Source organism: Catellatospora sp. KI3 (assembly GCF_029948125.1).
GTDB lineage: Bacteria > Actinomycetota > Actinomycetes > Mycobacteriales > Micromonosporaceae > Catellatospora.
The window spans coordinates 63,942-79,680 of sequence record NZ_JASAMB010000008.1; the positions used below are offsets into that span (position 1 = coordinate 63,942).

Annotated in this window: 14 protein-coding genes; 1 reads left to right on the forward strand and 13 read right to left on the reverse strand. The window is 73.2% G+C overall.

What is annotated here, in order from left to right; all coding sequences use genetic code 11:
- Nucleotides 1-76 precede the first annotated feature (76 nt).
- From mltG (QEZ54_RS15175) to QEZ54_RS15215, 9 genes are all read right to left on the reverse strand, one after another.
- Nucleotides 77-1,321 (reverse strand): endolytic transglycosylase MltG, encoded by a 1,245-nt coding sequence (gene mltG, locus QEZ54_RS15175; RefSeq protein WP_281305231.1) that lies wholly within the window; start codon nucleotides 1,319-1,321, stop codon nucleotides 77-79.
- Nucleotides 1,322-1,469: 148 nt separating this feature from the next.
- Nucleotides 1,470-2,300: a shikimate dehydrogenase gene (locus QEZ54_RS15180; protein ID WP_281305232.1), complete on the reverse strand. Its 831-nt coding sequence runs from the start codon at nucleotides 2,298-2,300 to the stop codon at nucleotides 1,470-1,472.
- Nucleotides 2,288-3,547 carry an endolytic transglycosylase MltG gene (mltG, locus tag QEZ54_RS15185; protein WP_281305233.1) on the reverse strand — a complete coding sequence of 420 codons (1,260 nt, stop codon included), beginning with the start codon at nucleotides 3,545-3,547 and terminating at the stop codon, nucleotides 2,288-2,290. The genes QEZ54_RS15180 and mltG (QEZ54_RS15185) overlap by 13 nt, the downstream gene beginning before the upstream one ends.
- A gap of 130 nt (nucleotides 3,548-3,677) precedes the next feature.
- Complete coding sequence (gene mltG / locus QEZ54_RS15190) at nucleotides 3,678-4,895, reverse strand: endolytic transglycosylase MltG (RefSeq protein WP_281305234.1); 1,218 nt, start codon at nucleotides 4,893-4,895, stop codon at nucleotides 3,678-3,680.
- Nucleotides 4,892-5,353: a Holliday junction resolvase RuvX gene (gene ruvX / locus QEZ54_RS15195; protein ID WP_281305422.1), complete on the reverse strand. Its 462-nt coding sequence runs from the start codon at nucleotides 5,351-5,353 to the stop codon at nucleotides 4,892-4,894. Before ruvX ends, mltG (QEZ54_RS15190) begins: the two co-directional genes overlap by 4 nt.
- 114 nt (nucleotides 5,354-5,467) lie before the next feature.
- The gene (locus QEZ54_RS15200) at nucleotides 5,468-5,785 is read right to left on the reverse strand and encodes a hypothetical protein (RefSeq protein WP_281305235.1); all 318 of its coding nucleotides are present in this window, start codon (nucleotides 5,783-5,785) and stop codon (nucleotides 5,468-5,470) included.
- 1 nt (nucleotide 5,786) lies between these two features.
- Nucleotides 5,787-6,239, reverse strand: coding sequence for a DUF948 domain-containing protein (locus QEZ54_RS15205; RefSeq protein ID WP_217395762.1), 453 nt, complete (start codon nucleotides 6,237-6,239; stop codon nucleotides 5,787-5,789).
- Nucleotides 6,240-6,314: 75 nt separating this feature from the next.
- Nucleotides 6,315-8,615, reverse strand: a complete 2,301-nt coding sequence (locus QEZ54_RS15210; RefSeq protein ID WP_281305236.1) for a hypothetical protein — start codon at nucleotides 8,613-8,615, stop codon at nucleotides 6,315-6,317.
- Nucleotides 8,612-10,015, reverse strand: a complete 1,404-nt coding sequence (locus QEZ54_RS15215; RefSeq protein ID WP_281305237.1) for a replication-associated recombination protein A — start codon at nucleotides 10,013-10,015, stop codon at nucleotides 8,612-8,614. Before QEZ54_RS15215 ends, QEZ54_RS15210 begins: the two co-directional genes overlap by 4 nt.
- A gap of 107 nt (nucleotides 10,016-10,122) precedes the next feature.
- On the opposite strand from QEZ54_RS15215, the gene QEZ54_RS15220 reads away from it, so the two are divergent.
- Entirely contained in the window at nucleotides 10,123-10,863 is a 741-nt protein-coding gene (locus QEZ54_RS15220; protein ID WP_281305238.1) for a GNAT family N-acetyltransferase, read from the forward strand.
- A gap of 491 nt (nucleotides 10,864-11,354) precedes the next feature.
- On the opposite strand, the gene QEZ54_RS15225 is transcribed toward QEZ54_RS15220, so the two are convergent.
- The 4 genes from QEZ54_RS15225 to QEZ54_RS15240 all read right to left on the reverse strand — a co-directional run bounded on the left by QEZ54_RS15225 (nucleotide 11,355) and on the right by QEZ54_RS15240 (nucleotide 15,707).
- Nucleotides 11,355-12,080 carry a M50 family metallopeptidase gene (locus tag QEZ54_RS15225; RefSeq protein ID WP_281305239.1) on the reverse strand — a complete coding sequence of 242 codons (726 nt, stop codon included), beginning with the start codon at nucleotides 12,078-12,080 and terminating at the stop codon, nucleotides 11,355-11,357.
- Between the two features lie 43 nt (nucleotides 12,081-12,123).
- A complete protein-coding gene (locus QEZ54_RS15230) occupies nucleotides 12,124-12,936 on the reverse strand; it encodes a sugar nucleotide-binding protein (RefSeq protein ID WP_281305240.1) in 813 nt (270 codons plus the stop codon).
- Complete coding sequence (aspS, locus tag QEZ54_RS15235; RefSeq protein WP_281305241.1) at nucleotides 12,933-14,726, reverse strand: aspartate--tRNA ligase; 1,794 nt, start codon at nucleotides 14,724-14,726, stop codon at nucleotides 12,933-12,935. Before aspS ends, QEZ54_RS15230 begins: the two co-directional genes overlap by 4 nt.
- Nucleotides 14,727-15,095: 369 nt before the next feature.
- Complete coding sequence (locus QEZ54_RS15240) at nucleotides 15,096-15,707, reverse strand: hypothetical protein (RefSeq protein ID WP_281305242.1); 612 nt, start codon at nucleotides 15,705-15,707, stop codon at nucleotides 15,096-15,098.
- Nucleotides 15,708-15,739: the final 32 nt, after the last annotated feature.

Genomic DNA, 15,739 nt, shown 5'->3' on the forward strand with positions numbered 1-15,739 from the left:
TCCAGGCGACGCGGGCGGCGTGCCGGCGGCGCCCGGGTGACCTGGCGGGAAACTCGGCGGGACTTCTGCGTCCCGGTCAGGGGCACGGCGGTCGGCCGACGAGCACGCCGTTGGCACAGGACTGCCGCACGATGGCCTGGAATCCGGCGTCGTCGACGGCGTACCCCATGGTCCCCTGCTTGTCGACGGTCACGAAGAAGATGTCCTCGGTCGACGGCGGGCTCATCGCGCCCCTGAGCGCGGACTCGCCCGGGTTGCCGATGGGACCGATCGGCATGCCGTCGACGTAGTGGGTGTTGTAGGGGTTCTTCCTGTCCCGGATCTCGCTCTGCTTGATCCTGTTGGAGTTCTTCGGGTCCTTGCCCTGCAGCACCAGCCAGTAGTTGATGGCGCTGTCGACCTTCAGGCAGTGGCAGACGGGGTACTTGCCCGCGTACACCCGGTTGTAGAGCACCCGGGCGACGCGGCCCATGTCCTCGTCGCGGGCCGACTCGGCCTGGGCGATCGACGCGGCGATCAGCGCCTCGTACGGTGAGATGCGCCGCTCCTCGCGCACCCGGTCCACGAAGTCCAGCCGGTCGGCGACGTCCAGGAACTTCTTCACCATCAGCCGCAGCGCGTCGCGGGCGGTGACGTTGGGCGGAAACTCGTACCGCGCCGGGAAGAGGAACCCTTCCAGCGCTCCGGCGGTGTTCAGCGCCGTCTTGCGCTTGTCCTGCCGGTCGAACCACTCCTGCGGGACGCCCAGCGCGATCGGGTCCTTCGCGGCGGCGACGAAGTCGGCCTTCGGGATGCCGAGCTCCTTCGACAGCAGCGCGAAGATGTCGACGGTGACCATGCCCTCGGTGATCAGGATGCCGTTGACGATCCGGTTGGCCTTGTCGAGCAGCGCCAGCACCGCGTCGGTGCCGCTGAGATGGACCCGCAGCTTGTACACGCCGGGTCCGATGGTGACCGCGCGCGGCTCGGCCTGCCAGGCGTCGACGAAGGCCTGCTCGCTCTTGACCACGTCGGCGGCCTTCAGCGCGCGGGCCATGTCCCCGCCGGACGAGCCTTCCTTGATCTCCACGGTCACCTGCGCCGACTGCGCCTCGGTGGCGTAGTCGGGCACCGCGAAGAAGGACCGCACCTTGTCGTACGCCAACCAGCCGCCCACGCCCAGCCCGGCCAGCAGCACCAGAGCCAGCAGCAGGGCCAGCTTCGACCGCCCGCGACCGGGGCGGGGCTTCTTCGGACGCTGTCCGGATCCGCCGCGACGGTGACCCCGGATCGGCCGTCGCTGCCGCTCCGCCTCGATCTCGGCGAACAGGTCCTCGGTCATCGCAGCGCCCTCTCCGGCTCCGGCCGGGGACTTGCGCGGTCGAGCGCTCCGGCCGGACGCCCCAGTGTCGTCGACTCGGCTCAGGCTACCCAGGCGCGGCGGATCACGGTGTCCCCATCGGACGGGCCGGGCTCCGCTCGCCGATCCCTCAGGCGCGCGCCCGCCACGCGGCGAGCAGGGCCTCGCGCATCGGCGCGGCCGGCGCCGCGACGCCGGTGAACTGCTCGAACTGGCCCAGGGCCTGGGCCCAGAGCAGGTCGAGGCCGGAGACGATGCCGCAGCCCGCGCGCTGCGCCGAGGCGGCCAGCGGGGTCGGCCACGGGTGGTAGAGCGCGTCGAACAGCACCGTGCCGGCACGCCACGGCACGTCGAGGGAGTCGGCGACGCCCTTGGGCACGGTCGAGATGACCACATCGGCGGCGGCGCACCCGGCGGCGCGGTCCCAGCCCGCCCCGGCCAGTGCGACGCCCAGCCGCTCGGCGACCGGGCGCAGCTCGTCGACCGCCTCGGGGCGGCGGGCGTAGACGACGACCCGGTCCGCGCCCAGTTGCGCGGCGGCCGCGACCGCGGCGCGGGCGGTGCCGCCCGCGCCCAGCACGGCCACGTCGGCCACCGCGTCGACCCCGGCCTCACGCAGCGAGGCGACCATGCCGGGCACGTCGGTGTTGTCCGCGCGCCAGCCGCCGCCGGGCAGCCGGACCAGGGTGTTGGTGACGCCCAGGGCCGCCGCGACCGGCCGCACCTCGGTCGCCACGGCGAGGCCGACCTCCTTGAGCGGCATGGTCAGCGACAGCCCGGCCCACTCCGGGCCGAGGCCCGACACCAGGTCGGGCAGCTCGGCCTCGGCGCACTCGATCGCCGTGTACGACCAGCCGGTCAGCCCCGCCGCCGCGTATCCCGCGTTGTGCAGGACAGGCGACAGCGAGTGGCCGACCGGCTTGCCGAGCACCGCGGCCCGGTGCTGGATCACTGGTTGCACGACCCGCCCGACAGGATGCCGTTGCTGCAGGCCTTGCGGATGTTGGTCAGGTGCTCCGACCAGGTCTTCGCCCAGCCCATGGTGCCCTTCTGGTCGATCGTCATGAAGAACATGTAACCGTTCTTCGGCGGGTTCATGGCGCCCTTGAGGGCGACCTCACCCGGATTGCTGATCGGCCCGAGCGGCATGCCCGAGAAGTCGAAGGTGTTGTACGGGTCCTTCTTGTTGTGCTGCTCGGACTGCACGATGTCATTGGAGTCCTTGGGCAGCTTGCCCGACAGGCGCAGCCAGTAGTTCACGGCGCTGTCGATCTGCAGGCAGTTGCACGGGAAGTCGCCGGTGTAGACCCGGTTGTAGAGCACCCGGGCGACCGGTGCCATGTCCTTCTCGAAGACCGACTCCGCCTGCGCGATGGACGCGGCGACCAGCGCCTCGTACGGGGAGATGCCGCGCTCGGCCTGGACCGTGTCGACGAAGCCCATCTTCGTGGTGATGTCGAGGAACTTCTGCACCATGATCTGCAGCGCGCTCTTGGCGGTCACGTTCGGCGGGAACTCGTACGTCGCCGGGAACAGGAAGCCGTCGATCGCGCCCTTGGTGCCCAGCGCCGACTTCTTGCCGTCCTTGCGGTTGAACCACCAGTCCGGCACGCCCAGCGCCTTGGGGTCCTTGGCCGCGGCGACGAAGTCGGCCACCGGGATGTCGAGGCCCTTGGACAGGATGTCGAAGATCTCGAGGCTGATCTTGCCCTCGGGGATGGTGATGCCCTTGACGATGCGGTTGGCCGTGTCGAGCAGCATCGTGATCGCGTCGGCCGCCGACAGCTGCACCCGCAGCTTGTAGAAGCCCGGCTGGATGCCCTTGGCCTTGGGGTTGGCCTCCCAGGCCTCGATGAAGGCCTGCTCGCTGGCGATGACGTCCTTGGACTTCAGCGCCTTGGCCATGTCCAGGCCCAGCCACTTGGGCTTGATCTCGACCGTCACCTCGGCGGAGGTCGCGGCGGAGGTGTAGTCGGGGGTGACGAAGTACGACTTGATCTTGTCGTAGCCGAAGTAGCCGATGCCGCCGAGCAGACCCAGCAGGACGACCGACAGCAGCAGCGCCATCCAGGACCGGCCCCGGCCGCGCTTCTTCTTCTTTTTCTTCTTGCGGCGGGGGTCCCGGGGGGACTCGTCTACGGCGTGCCGACGGCGACGCCGGTCGCGGTCAGGATGCTCGTCGAACGGCAGGAACAGCTCGTCCGTCATCTGAACACCTCTCGGGTACGGGTCCGTCAACGGCGGCTACGTTACACGCGAACGGTGCCCGGAGCGCCATGCGCCCGGCCCGAAAATGCCCTGGTGGCCAGCATCTTCTACGCAAATACGGACGAGTCGTTCAGCACGAGCTGTGCTTGAGCACCCCGTTCTTCACGGCCTTCTCGTTGTCCGCGCAGAACTGCTCGAACGACTTCGAGAACGCCGAGTGGCCTGCCTTGTCGACCGCGACGAAGTAGTACCAGTCCCCCTTCGGCGGCGACATGGCCCCCTCCAGCGCGGCCTTGCCGGGGTTGTTGATGGGCGTCGGGATCATGCCCTCGGCGTTGCGGCCGTACGGGTTCTTCGGGTCGTTCAGCTCCTCGATGCTGAGCTCCCGCGACGCCTTCGGGTCCTTGCCCTTCAGCTCGCGGGCGTAGTTGACGGTCACGTCGAACTGGAAGCAGGCGCAGGTCAGGTCCTCGGTGCGCTTGTACACCCGGTTGTAGGCGACCCGGGCGACCTTGCCGAGGTCGTCGGCGTTGCCCGCCTCGGCCTGGGCGAGGCTGGCCACGATCAGCGCCTCGTACGGCGTGATCCCGCCGAGTTCGCTCTGCACCTGCTCGGCGTAGTTCATCTCGCCGGTGACGGTCAGGAAGTGGTTCACCATCGTGCGCAGGATCGTCTCGGCGTCGGCGTCGGGGGCGAAGTCGTAGGTCTCCGGGAACAGAAAGCCCTCGACCGACGGCGGGTACTTCTTCTTGTCGCTGCGGTTGAACCACCACTCGGGCACGCCCAGCGCGACCGGGTCCTTGGCCGCCGCGGCGAACTTCTCCGCCGGGATCTTCGTCTTCTGCTCCAGCAGCTCGTAGACGCGGAAGGTGCTCAGGCCCTCGGGGATGGTGACGCCGTTGACCACGCGGTTGCTCGGGTCGAGCATCATCTTCAGCGCGTCGTCGGCGCTCAGGTGCGTACGCAGCGTGTAGTGGCCGGGCTGGATGTGCAGCGCGTCGGGGTTGCGGGCGCCGGCCTCGACGAACGCCTTCTCGCTCTTGACCACGCCCGCCTCGGCCAGCGCGCGGGCGATGTCGGCGGTGGTGTCCCCGGCCCGGACCACGACCGCGACCGTCCGGCCCTCGGCCGAGGTGGTGTAGTCAGGGGTGACGAAGGCGTCGCGCACCTTGGCGTACCCGAACCAGGCCCCCAGGCCGAGGCCGATCAGCAGCAGCACCGTCATGCCCATCGCCAGCAGCGTGTGCCGCAGGCTCCGGCGCCGCCGCTTGCGCTGCTTGCGGCGGCCCTGCCGGGTGCCGTCACCGCTGTGGTCGTCGTCGAACGCGAGGTCCAGTTCGTCGATCATCCTGCTCGCCTTCGCTGCAGGTCGAGCCAGCCCTGCAGAATCTCCACCGCGGCCGCCTGGTCGACGACAGCTCGCTGCCGCCTGCCCTTGACGCCGCGATCGGAGAGACGCCGGGTCGCCGCGACCGTGGACATCCTCTCGTCGGTGAGCAACACCGGCACCGGCGCGATGACCGCGGCCAGCCTGTCGGCGTATGCCCTGGCGTGCGTGGCGGCCGGGCCCTCGACACCGGCGAGGTTGAGCGGGAGCCCCACCACCACCTCCACCGTGCCGTGGTCGGCTACCAGGCGCGCGATCTCCAACATATCAGCTGGTATGACAGATTCGTCCGTTTCCTGACGGCGAGCCACGGTCACCAGCGGGGTGGCCAGGATCCCGTCCGGATCGCACACCGCCACCCCGATCCGGACCGTGCCGACGTCCACGCCCAGCCGTACACCCCGGGTCCATGCCATGATCCACACCTCTTCGCATCCATGCGCCGTCGTCCCCGTACACCGCGAAGGGCGCCTCCGACATTCGCCGAAAGCGCCCCTGGCGGACGTGCCGCGGCGGTGTCACCGCCGCCGTGCCTACTGCTCGTAGTACTCGCCCAGCTCGTGCTTGAACTGGTTGAACCGCGTGCCCACCCCGCGCGCCCAGGGCAGCTGCACCTGCTCCAGCGACACCCCGTCGTTGAACGCGGCCAGGATCTCGTCCTCGCGCTCGGTCATGCCGTCGCGCACCTCGTCGAGGAACCCGCGCACCGATCCGGCCACGCCGCCCAGCGACTCCTGCGCCGAACCGGCCAGGCCGGCCGGGGTGAACTTCTTCGCCTGGCGGGTCACCATCCGCACCACCACGACACCGACCCCGATGCCGACGCCCAGCCACAGCAGCCTGCGGAACATGTCAGCCCCGCCGGGTGCGCTTGCGCGACTTGAGCTCGTCGCGCACCGAGCGCTCCTCGTCGGCCTGCTTGCGCGCGGCGCTGGCGCGGCGCACCCCGTAGGTGAACGCGGCCGCCTTCACCAGCGGGCTGGCCGCGGTCGCGCTCACGACGCTGACCAGGTTCGACACGTTGGCCGTGGTCGCCGCGAGGTGCTGGGTCACCACATCCACCTTGGCCAGCTGCACGTTGACCCCGTCCAGGGTCACCTGCGCCTGGCCCAGCGCCGTGTTGACGTTGTCCACGGTCAGGTTGACGTTGTCCAGGATCGGCCCCGTCTTCTGGCTGACCTGCCGCAGCGTCACCGTCGCGGCGTCGACCGTGTGCCGCAGCCGCAGGATGGGCACCGCGAGCACCAGCACCAGCATCGCGAAAGCGCCCGCCGCGATCAACGCCGCGATCTCGCCTCCAGACATCCCCAAGCCTCCACACCGTATTGTCCGACGCCTGACCCTACCGCCCTCGTGTTCGCGCGGTGCGGCAGACGGGCCTCAGCCCGCCGCCGGTGTCGGCGACGGGACCGTGGAGGCGTCCGGGTCCGGCTCCTCCTCCTCCGTGCCGTCACCCGGGTCGCCCGCCGGCTCGTTCTCGTGCCCGATCCGCTCGTCGGCGATGGTGTTGACCACCTTCAGCGTCACCTGCGACCCCTGGCACTCCGCCGGCAGCGACGAACTGGGCGACGCGTCCGGGGCGGGCTCGGCGCCGGGTGAGGCGCTCGGGTCGACCGGGCCCACCGTCGGCCGGTTGCGCAGCAGCTCGGTGCACTGCTCGGTGGTGATCGGGCGCACCCACAGGTCGAGGGTGAACTCGTCGCGGCGCCAGCACGAGTACACGCCGGTGCCCTCGGCCTGGCAGCTGGGCACCTGCCAGCGGACCCACCCGGCCTCGGTCAGCGCCTGCTCGTACGCCTTCGCGGTCTCGGCGTCCTCCCGCTCCGACTGCATCGAGCGCTCGCGGTAGCGGCACTCCATCAGGCACCAGCGGCTGCCGGAGATGTTGTCGTCGGTCTTGCCCTCCGCCACCGCCCATGACGGCACCTCCAGCGCGTCCAGCGCGGTCAGCACCGGATCGCGGCTCACCGCGCGCAGCACGAAGTAGAAGGGCAGCGCGCCGACGACCAGCACGACCAGCGCGATCAGTGTCCACATGCGCAGCCGCTGCTGCTCGCGCAGCTGCTTGCGCACCTCCGAGCGGGCGCCGCGGATGACCTCCACCCCGGCGGCCAGGCCGGGGCGGCGGTCGCCGGGCGGCACGACCGCGGCCGGGTCGGGCGGGCGTACAGCGATCGGCTGCGCGGGCGGGCGCTTGCCCCCGCCGGGCGCGCCGCCCGCGGGCACCAGGGCCTCGCCGGGCAGGCCGCCGAAGCCGGGCATGGCCATGCCGCCGGGGCCACCGGGCCCCGGGCCGCCCGGACCACCTGGTCCGCCGGGCGGCGGGAGACCGGGACCGACGGGCGGGACGCCCGGGCCGCCGGGCGCCGCCGGGCCGCGGTCGGCCGTGCCGCGCGGGGGCCGCGCCGGGGAGACCGGGGCGGCCGAACGGTCGGGGCGCACCGGAGCGGGCGGGCGCCCGGCGTCGCCGCGCGGCTCGGCGGGGCGGCCGCCGCGCACCGAGGGCGAGCCGGGCATGGGTCCGAGCACCGGGCCGGGCGGCACGGCGCCGCCGGGGCCGGCGGGTGGGCGTACGCCGCCGCGCGGGCCGTCGGCGGGCGGCGTGTTCGTGATCCGGGGCAGGTCGCCGGTCAGGTCGATCTCGCGGCGGCGCACCAGCGGCGGCTCGGTGCTGGGCTTGCGCACCGGCGCCGGATCCGGTCGGCGGCCGGTCGGCGGCTCCACCGGCGGCGGCACGCGGCGCGGCGCCTCCGGCTCGGGGAAGCCGCGGCGCGGCTCCTCCTCGGCCCGGCGCCGGAGCCCGCCGGTCGGCTCGTCCTCACCACGCCGCCGGAGGCCACCGGTCGGCTCGTCGTCGGCACGCCGCCGGAGGCCACCGGTCGGCTCGTCGTCGGCACGCCGACGGCCCGTGCCCATCGGCTCGTCGTCCAGCCGGCGGCGGCCGCCGACCGGCTCGTCCTCCGCGCGGCGGCGGGCACCGGCGGGCAGGTCGTCCTCGCCCCGGCGGCGGCCGCCGGCAGGCGGCTCCTCCGCCCGGCGCCGACCAGCCGCGGCGTCGTCCTCGGGCCGCCGCCGGAGGCCACCCGTCGGCTCTTCATCAGCACGGCGGCGCAGCCCGCCGGTCGGCTCATCCTCACCACGCCGCCGGAGGCCACCGGTCGGCTCATCGTCGGCACGCCGACGCCCCGTGCCCGTCGGCTCGTCGTCCAGCCGGCGGCGGCCGCCGACCGGCTCGTCCTCGGCGCCGCGGCGGGCACCGGCGGGCAGGTCGTCCTCGCCCCGGCGGCGGCCGGAGGCGGGCGGCTCCTCGGTCCGGCGCCGGACGGGCGGCGAGTCGTCCTCGCCCCGGCGCCGCAACCCGCCGGTCGGCTCGTCCTCGGCGCGGCGGCGGCCGGACGCGGCATCGTCCTCGCCCCGGCGGCGGCCGGTGGGGTCCGCTCCGCCGCGGGCTGGTCCGGTGGCACCGGGCCGGGCCGGGGCGTCGTCGCTGAGGGCGCTCAGCTTGCTCCAGCGGTTGGTGCCGCCCTCGGTGAAGTCACCGTCGTCGAACTGGTCCTTGCCCTGCTTGGCACTGCGCAGGTCGTCGAGCCATCCGGTCTCCTCCTGGGAGACCTCCTCCGCCTCGCCGCGCCCCTTCTTGCGGCCGCGACCGTCGGTGGCGTCGTCACGTGACCTGCTCATCGGCTCTCCTCCCCTGCCTTCGCCGCGCCCCCGCCGCGTACGGCGTGGCGCAGCTTCGGCAGCCGCTCGGCGATCTGCCGCTCGGTGCCGTGTCCGGACGGACGGTAGTAGTCGACCCCGACCAGTTCGTCGGGTGGGTACTGCTGTGCCACGACACCTCGGGCGTCGTCGTGCGGATACCGGTAGCCGATGCCGTGGCCCAGCCCCCGCGACCCGGCGTAGTGCGCGTCGCGCAGGTGCGCGGGCACCGCTCCGGCCTTGCCCGCGCGCACGTCCGCGATCGCGGTGAAGATCGCCGTCGTGACGGCGTTGGACTTGGGCGCGGTGGCCAGGTGGATCACGGCCTGGGCCAGGTTCAGCTGCGCCTCGGGCAGGCCCACGTGCTGCACCGCGTACGACGCGTTGGTGGCCGCAGTCAGCGCGGTGGGGTCGGCCATGCCCACGTCCTCGGAGGCGAAGATGATCAGGCGGCGGGCGATGAAGCGCGGGTCCTCGCCCGCGGTCAGCATCCGGGCCAGGTAGTGCACGGCGGCGTCCACGTCCGAGCCGCGCATGCTCTTGATGAACGCGCTGATCACGTCGTAGTGCGCGTCCCCGGCCCGGTCGTAGCGCAGCGCCGCGGTGTCCACCGCCCGCTCGGCGGTGGCCAGGTCGATCTCGGGCACGGTACCGTCCCCGGCCAGCGCCAGCGCCGACCCGGCCGCCGCCTCCAGCGCGGTCAGCGCCTTGCGCACGTCGCCACCGGCCAGCCGGACCAGATGGTCCTCGGCCGCGGCGGCCAGCGTCGCCGCACCGCCCAGGCCGCGCTCGTCGGTCAGCGCCCGGCGCACCAGCGCCCGCACCGCGTCGTCGTCCAGCGGCTTGAGGGTCAGCAGCACGCAGCGCGACAGCAGCGGCGAGATCACCGAGAAGTACGGGTTCTCCGTCGTCGCCGCCAGCAGCGTCACGGTGCGGTCCTCGACCGCCGCCAGCAGCGAGTCCTGCTGGGTCTTGGTGAAGCGGTGCACCTCGTCGATGAACAGCACGGTCGGCGCGCCACCGGACCGGCGGCGGCGGCGCGCGGCGTCGATGACCTCGCGCACCTCCTTCACCCCGGCGGTCAGCGCGGACATCGCCACGAAGGTGCGGTCGTCGGCCCCGGCGACCAGGTGCGCGATGGTGGTCTTGCCGCTGCCGGGCGGTCCCCACAGGATCACCGACATCGGCGCGCCCCCGGCGACCAGGCGGCGCAACGGCGCCCCGGGCGCCAGCAGGTGCTCCTGCCCCACCAGCTCGTCCAGGCTGGCCGGACGCATGCGCACGGCCAGCGGGGCATCGGCCGAAGGCGTCTCGAACCCCGGCGCGGCGCCCCGGTGCGCCGGCGGCGCGGGCTCCAACGGGAACAGGCCTTCGTCATGCATCACGCAGACGATACCCGGAGCCTCCGCCGCGCGCCTCAGCCGATCTTCGGCAACGGTCGTCACCGCCCGTGATCGGCGCCGGATGGTGCCCGGTTAGGGTGACGGCCATGCCCCTGCACCCCGTTCTCACCGGGCGCCTCGCGCTACTGGACCGGTTGGACTCCCACCCGTACGCCCGCCTGACCGTCGGCGGCGACGACGTCCACGGCTACGAGCACGGCGACGCCCTGGTCTGGACCGCGCACGGCCCGTGGGGCCCGGTCGCGGCCTCCCTCGGCGACCCCGACGCGGCGCTCGAGGTGCTCGGACAGCTGGCCGACTCGGGCACCCTCGCCGACACCCGCTGGCTGCACCTGCCCCGCGTCCCGGCCGAGACGGCCGCGCGGCGGCTGCCCGTGGTGATCCAGGACGACTGGGACTTCCTCTGGACCACCACCGCACCGGAGCCGGTCCTGCCCGGCGAGGCCGCGGTACGCGTGCTCGGCCCCGAGGAGTACCCGGCCGTCGACGCGGTGCTCGACGAGGCGCTGCCGCACAGCACCAGCCGCCCCAGCGACCCGCGCATCCGCCACTGGTACGGCATCAGCGAGGGCGACCGGCTCGTGGCCGTCGCCGGCGACCGCTCCGCCCACGACATCGGCTTCCTCGCCGGGATCGGCGTCGCCGCCGACCGCCAGGGCCGCGGCTACGGCGCGGCGCTGACCGCGGCCGTCACCCGCCTGCTGCTCGCCGAGTACGGCGTCTGCTCGCTGGGCGTGATGGCCGACAACACCGGCGCCATCCGCCTCTACCAGCGCCTCGGCTACACCAACGCGATCGCCCGCACCTCCGTCCGCCTCACCGACTGACCCCCGCCGGCCGCCCTCGCGAACCGACCAGTCGTCGGCACAGGACATCGGTGACGGCTCGCGCCACAGGTCGGCGTTCCAGCACGATCGCTTGCTGCGGTCGAAATCTCGGCTTGGAGCCCGGCAAATGACCGCTGATCGCGATCATCGGCTGGTCGAGCCGCGAAGATCGCGGTCTGCGGTCAGAACCCTGCACCGACTCGACCGGTGACCAGCGCTCCTACCCGTTCCGGCGAGCATCGTCAGCCAGCAGCCTCGAAGATCACAGCCAGTGGGCGTTCTGCTCCGACGACCCCGCCGGAAGCACCAGTTTCCGCCCACAGGTAGGGATCTTGATGCCCGTCGGCCGCCGAGATCAGTGTCAATGGTCGCGCAGCCGTCTCCCAGCGGCCTTCCAGACCGCCAGCCCCGATCTCGGCCGCCCGCGCCCAGCGCACCTCAGCCCACAACCGCCGCACCTCAGCCCCGCACCGCCGCCCTGTGCCGACGGGTCAGGGCAGGTGCCACGTCGACGGATCGGGCAGCACCCGCAGCAGCCAGGCGCCGAAGCCCAGCGCGCCGACCGTGCACAGCAGGAAGAACGCCACCCACAGCCCGCCGGGCAGCCGGGTCAGCGCCGCCAGCTGGTCCGGGTCCGACCGGCTCGCCGTCCCCCGCCGCCGGTGCAGCTGCACCTCGATCACCGGCCGCACCCCGCCGAACAGCAGCAGCCACACCCCGGTGTACGCGAATAGCGCCTGCCACGGCGTAGACGCGTACCAGGACACGGCGAACACCGCCCCGCCGGTCACCAGGATCAGCGCGCCCCCGAACCAGTTGCGGATCATGACGAGCATCGCCAGCAGCAGCACGATGCAGATCCACAGCAGCAGCGTGATCAGCCCGCGCGACAGCAGCCAGGCCCCGAGCAGCCCGAGCAGGGCCGGGGACAGGTACCCGGCCAGCAGCGTCGTCACCATCCCCGCGCCGGTCGGCCTGCCGCGCATGATGGTCAGCCCGGACGTGTCGGAGTGCAGCCGGATGCCGCGCAGGCGGCGGCCGGTGAGCACCGCCGCCGCCGCGTGTCCGCCCTCGTGGGCAATGGTGACGGCGTTGCGCACCAGGCGCCACGTCACGTTGTAGACGACCAGGGCCAGCGCGATGACGGCGGCGACCGTGACAACGCGCAGGGGCGGGGCCGGCTGGGCGTCGAAGATCTGCCCGAGGGGGTACGGCATCAGCAGACAGTACCGGCGCCCGCCCGTGCCGTACACGGGCCGATCAGCCTGCCGCCAGCACCTCGTCCAGGGGCCGCAGCCGGGTGCGCAGCACGGTCTGCGCCAGGGTCAGGTCCAGGCGCACCTCCCGCGGCCCGGCGGCGGGCAGCTCGGCCGCGAGCCCGGCCGGGACCCGGTCGGCGGGGATGCCGCGCCGCGCCGCGATCAGCACGCCCAGCTCGTGCCGGGAGACAGCGGTGGGCCCGGCCACGTGCAGCACGCCCCGGAAGTCCCCGGCCGCCAGCTCCAGCAGCGCGGCGGCGAGGTCGGCCACCGAGACCGGCTGGCGGATCTGGTCGGTGAACAGGACCCCGGCACGCCGGCCGAGCGCGAAGTCCAGGGTCATCTGGTGCTGCTTGGAGGCGTCGTCGCCGACGATCAGCGAGGTGCGCACCACCGCGGCGCCCGGGTGCACGGTCGCCACGACGGTCTCCGCCGCTGCCTTGGCCGCGCCGTACGGGAAGACGGGGCTGGGCGGGTCGGCCTCGGTGTAGGGCTGCGGGCGGCCGCCGTAGACGGCGTCGGAGGAGACGTGGACCAGCCGCGCCCCGACCCGGGCCGCCGCCGCGGCGACGTGGGCCGTACCGGAGGCGGTGACGTGCCAGTCGCCCTGGACGTACGCGGTGTGCACGACCACGTCGGGCCGCAGCCCGTCGATCAGCCGGTCCACGGCCGCCCGGTCCCGGACGTCGAGCGGCACCAGCCCCTCCACCGAAGCGGAGTGACTGGTGCCGGTCACGTCGTGCCCCGCCGCGCGGGCGAGTTCGACCAGGCGGCCACCGGCGTATCCCGAACCCCCGGTGACCAGCAGCCTCATGCCGAGGCGGCCTCGGCCTTGGGCTTGGCCTCGCCCGGCGCCTTCGGCTTGCCGTCCACGCCCGCCTCCAGGCGCTGCTGCGCCGTGATCGGGGTGGGGGCACCGGTCAGCGGGTCGTAGCCGCCGCCGGACTTCGGGAACGCGATCACGTCGCGGATCGAGTCGACCCCGGCGAGCAACATGCAGACCCGGTCCCAGCCCAGCGCGATGCCGCCGTGCGGCGGCGGGCCGTACTGGAACGCGTCGAGCAGGAAGCCGAACTTGTCCTTGGCCTCCTCGTCGGTGATGCCGAGCAGGGTGAACACCCGCTTCTGCACGTCACCGCGGTGGATACGGATCGAGCCGCCGCCGATCTCGTTGCCGTTGCAGACGATGTCGTACGCGTACGCCAGCGCCCGGTCCGGGGCGGACTCGAAGTTGTCGATCCACTCCTCGTTGGGCGAGGTGAACGGGTGGTGCACCGCAGTCCAGGCGCCCTCGACGACACCCTCGCCGGGCACGTCGACCGGCTCGAACATCGGCGCGTCGACGACCCAGCAGAACGCCCACGCCGACTCGTCGATCAGGTTCGCCCGCTTGGCGATCTCGATGCGGGCCGCGCCGAGCAGCTCCTGCGAGTGGCGGCGGCTGCCCGCGGCGAAGAACACCGCGTCGCCCGGCTTGGCGCCGACGGCGTCGGCCAGCCCGGCCAGGTGCGCCTCGGACAGGTTCTTGGCGACGGGGCCGCGGGCCTCGCCGGTCTCGGCGTCGAGCACCACGTAGGCCAGGCCCTTGGCGCCGCGCGCCTTGGCCCAGTCCTGCCAGCCGTCGAGCTCCTTGCGGGTCTGCGCGGCACCGCCGGGCATGACCACCGCGCCGACGTACTCGGCCTGGAAAACGCGGAACGCGGTGCCCTCGAAGTAGCTCGTCAGCTCGGTCAGCTCCACCGCGTAGCGCAGGTCGGGCTTGTCGGAGCCGTAGCGGTTCATCGCGTCGTGGTAGGTGATGCGCGGCAGCGGCGCCGGGATGTCGTATCCGGCCAGCTCGCTCCAGAGCGCGCCGACGATCGCCTCGCCGAGCTCGATGATGTCGTCCTGGGTCACGAACGACATCTCGATGTCGAGCTGGGTGAACTCCGGCTGCCGGTCGGCGCGGAAGTCCTCGTCGCGGTAGCAGCGCGCGATCTGGTAGTAGCGCTCCATGCCCGCCACCATCAGCAGCTGCTTGAACAGCTGCGGCGACTGGGGCAGCGCGTACCAGGCACCGGGCTGCAGGCGCACCGGCACCAGGAAGTCGCGGGCGCCCTCGGGCGTGGACCGCGTCAGCGTCGGGGTCTCGATCTCCAGGAAGTCGCGGGCGCCGAGCACCTCGCGGGCGATGGCGCTGGCGCGCGAGCGCATCCGGATGGCGCGGGCCTGGTTGCCGCGGCGCAGGTCGAGGTAGCGGTGGCGCAGGCGCGCCTCCTCGCCCACGGTGACGTGCTCGTCGATCGGGAACGGCAGCGGGGCGGCCTCGCTGAGCACGGTCAGCTCGGTGACGGTCACCTCGATGGCGCCGGTCGGCAGCTCCGGGTTCTCGTTGCCCGCCGGGCGCAGCCCGACGGTGCCGGTCACCTTCACGCAGTACTCGTTGCGCAGCGCGTGGGCCTGGGCCTCGTCGCGGAACACGATCTGCACGATGCCGGAGGCGTCGCGCAGATCGATGAAGGTCACGCCGCCGTGATCGCGTCGCCGGGCCACCCACCCGGCGAGGGTGACGGTCTGTCCGGCGTGCTCGGCACGCAGACTTCCGGCGGTATGGGTGCGGATCACGGATCTCTCCCTCTGATGGCCGTTCGGGGCGTCCCGGGGTGCCGGGTCCGCCAGCCGTCATTCTCGCATGTGCCCGGGTGGCCCCCGTCGCGCGCGGTGCCGTCGCCGGGCCGCCGACGTGCGCGGGCCGCCTGACCTCAAATGATCCTGAAGGCGCGCCGAACATGCGCTCAATCCGCTTCCCGGCCGCCCCGGACCGGCCCAGGCTCGGGCACATGACTCGACCGACCCCGCTCGCGCCCGCGGCCACGGGCGGCGCCCAGCCGCTGTACGACCGGAGACGCGGGCGGCATCGGCGCCGCCACCGGCCGACCGTCCCGGCCGGGGGCTATGCGGCGACCGGGTCCGTGACGCTGCTCGGGCTGCTGCTCACGACACGTCTGAGACCTGCGCCCAGGGTTTCTCCTGCCACCACATCGTATCGACGATGAACTGGCGCCCGGTGTCGTAGAACTGCACCACCAGGCGGTTGTCCTCGGTCTGCGACACCGCCACCCGGTACGTGCCGCGCGGCGTCGCCGACACCAGGTGCACGGTCCCGGCGGCGATGCGGACCACCGCGTCGCCGCCGGCGGTGGCGAAGCTGCGCAGGTACGACACCGAGCCGTCCCGCTCCGGCACCACCTGCCAGCCCTCCACCGTCTCGTACGGCGAGGGCTTCGGGTGCGGGGTGGGGGCGGGGCCGCCCGGACGGCGGCTCGGGGACGGCCCCGTGGCCGGGGCGGACGGCACGGACGAGGCGGACGAGGCGGAGGGCTGCGGTGACGGCGTACGGGACGGGGCGGGCGGCACGACCGGGCGCGTGGGCGCCACGGCCGGGGACCGCACCGAGTCCAGCGACAGCGGCACCGGTTCGGGCACGGCCGCGGCCAGCACCGGGCGCAGCCCGATCCACACCACCGTCGCCGCCACCGCCGTGGCGGCCGCCCAGCCGGACACGTACAGCACCGCACGCACACCGACCGGCCACCGCGAACCCATCCCGCTATCTAACCGCTTCCGCTACGGTGCCC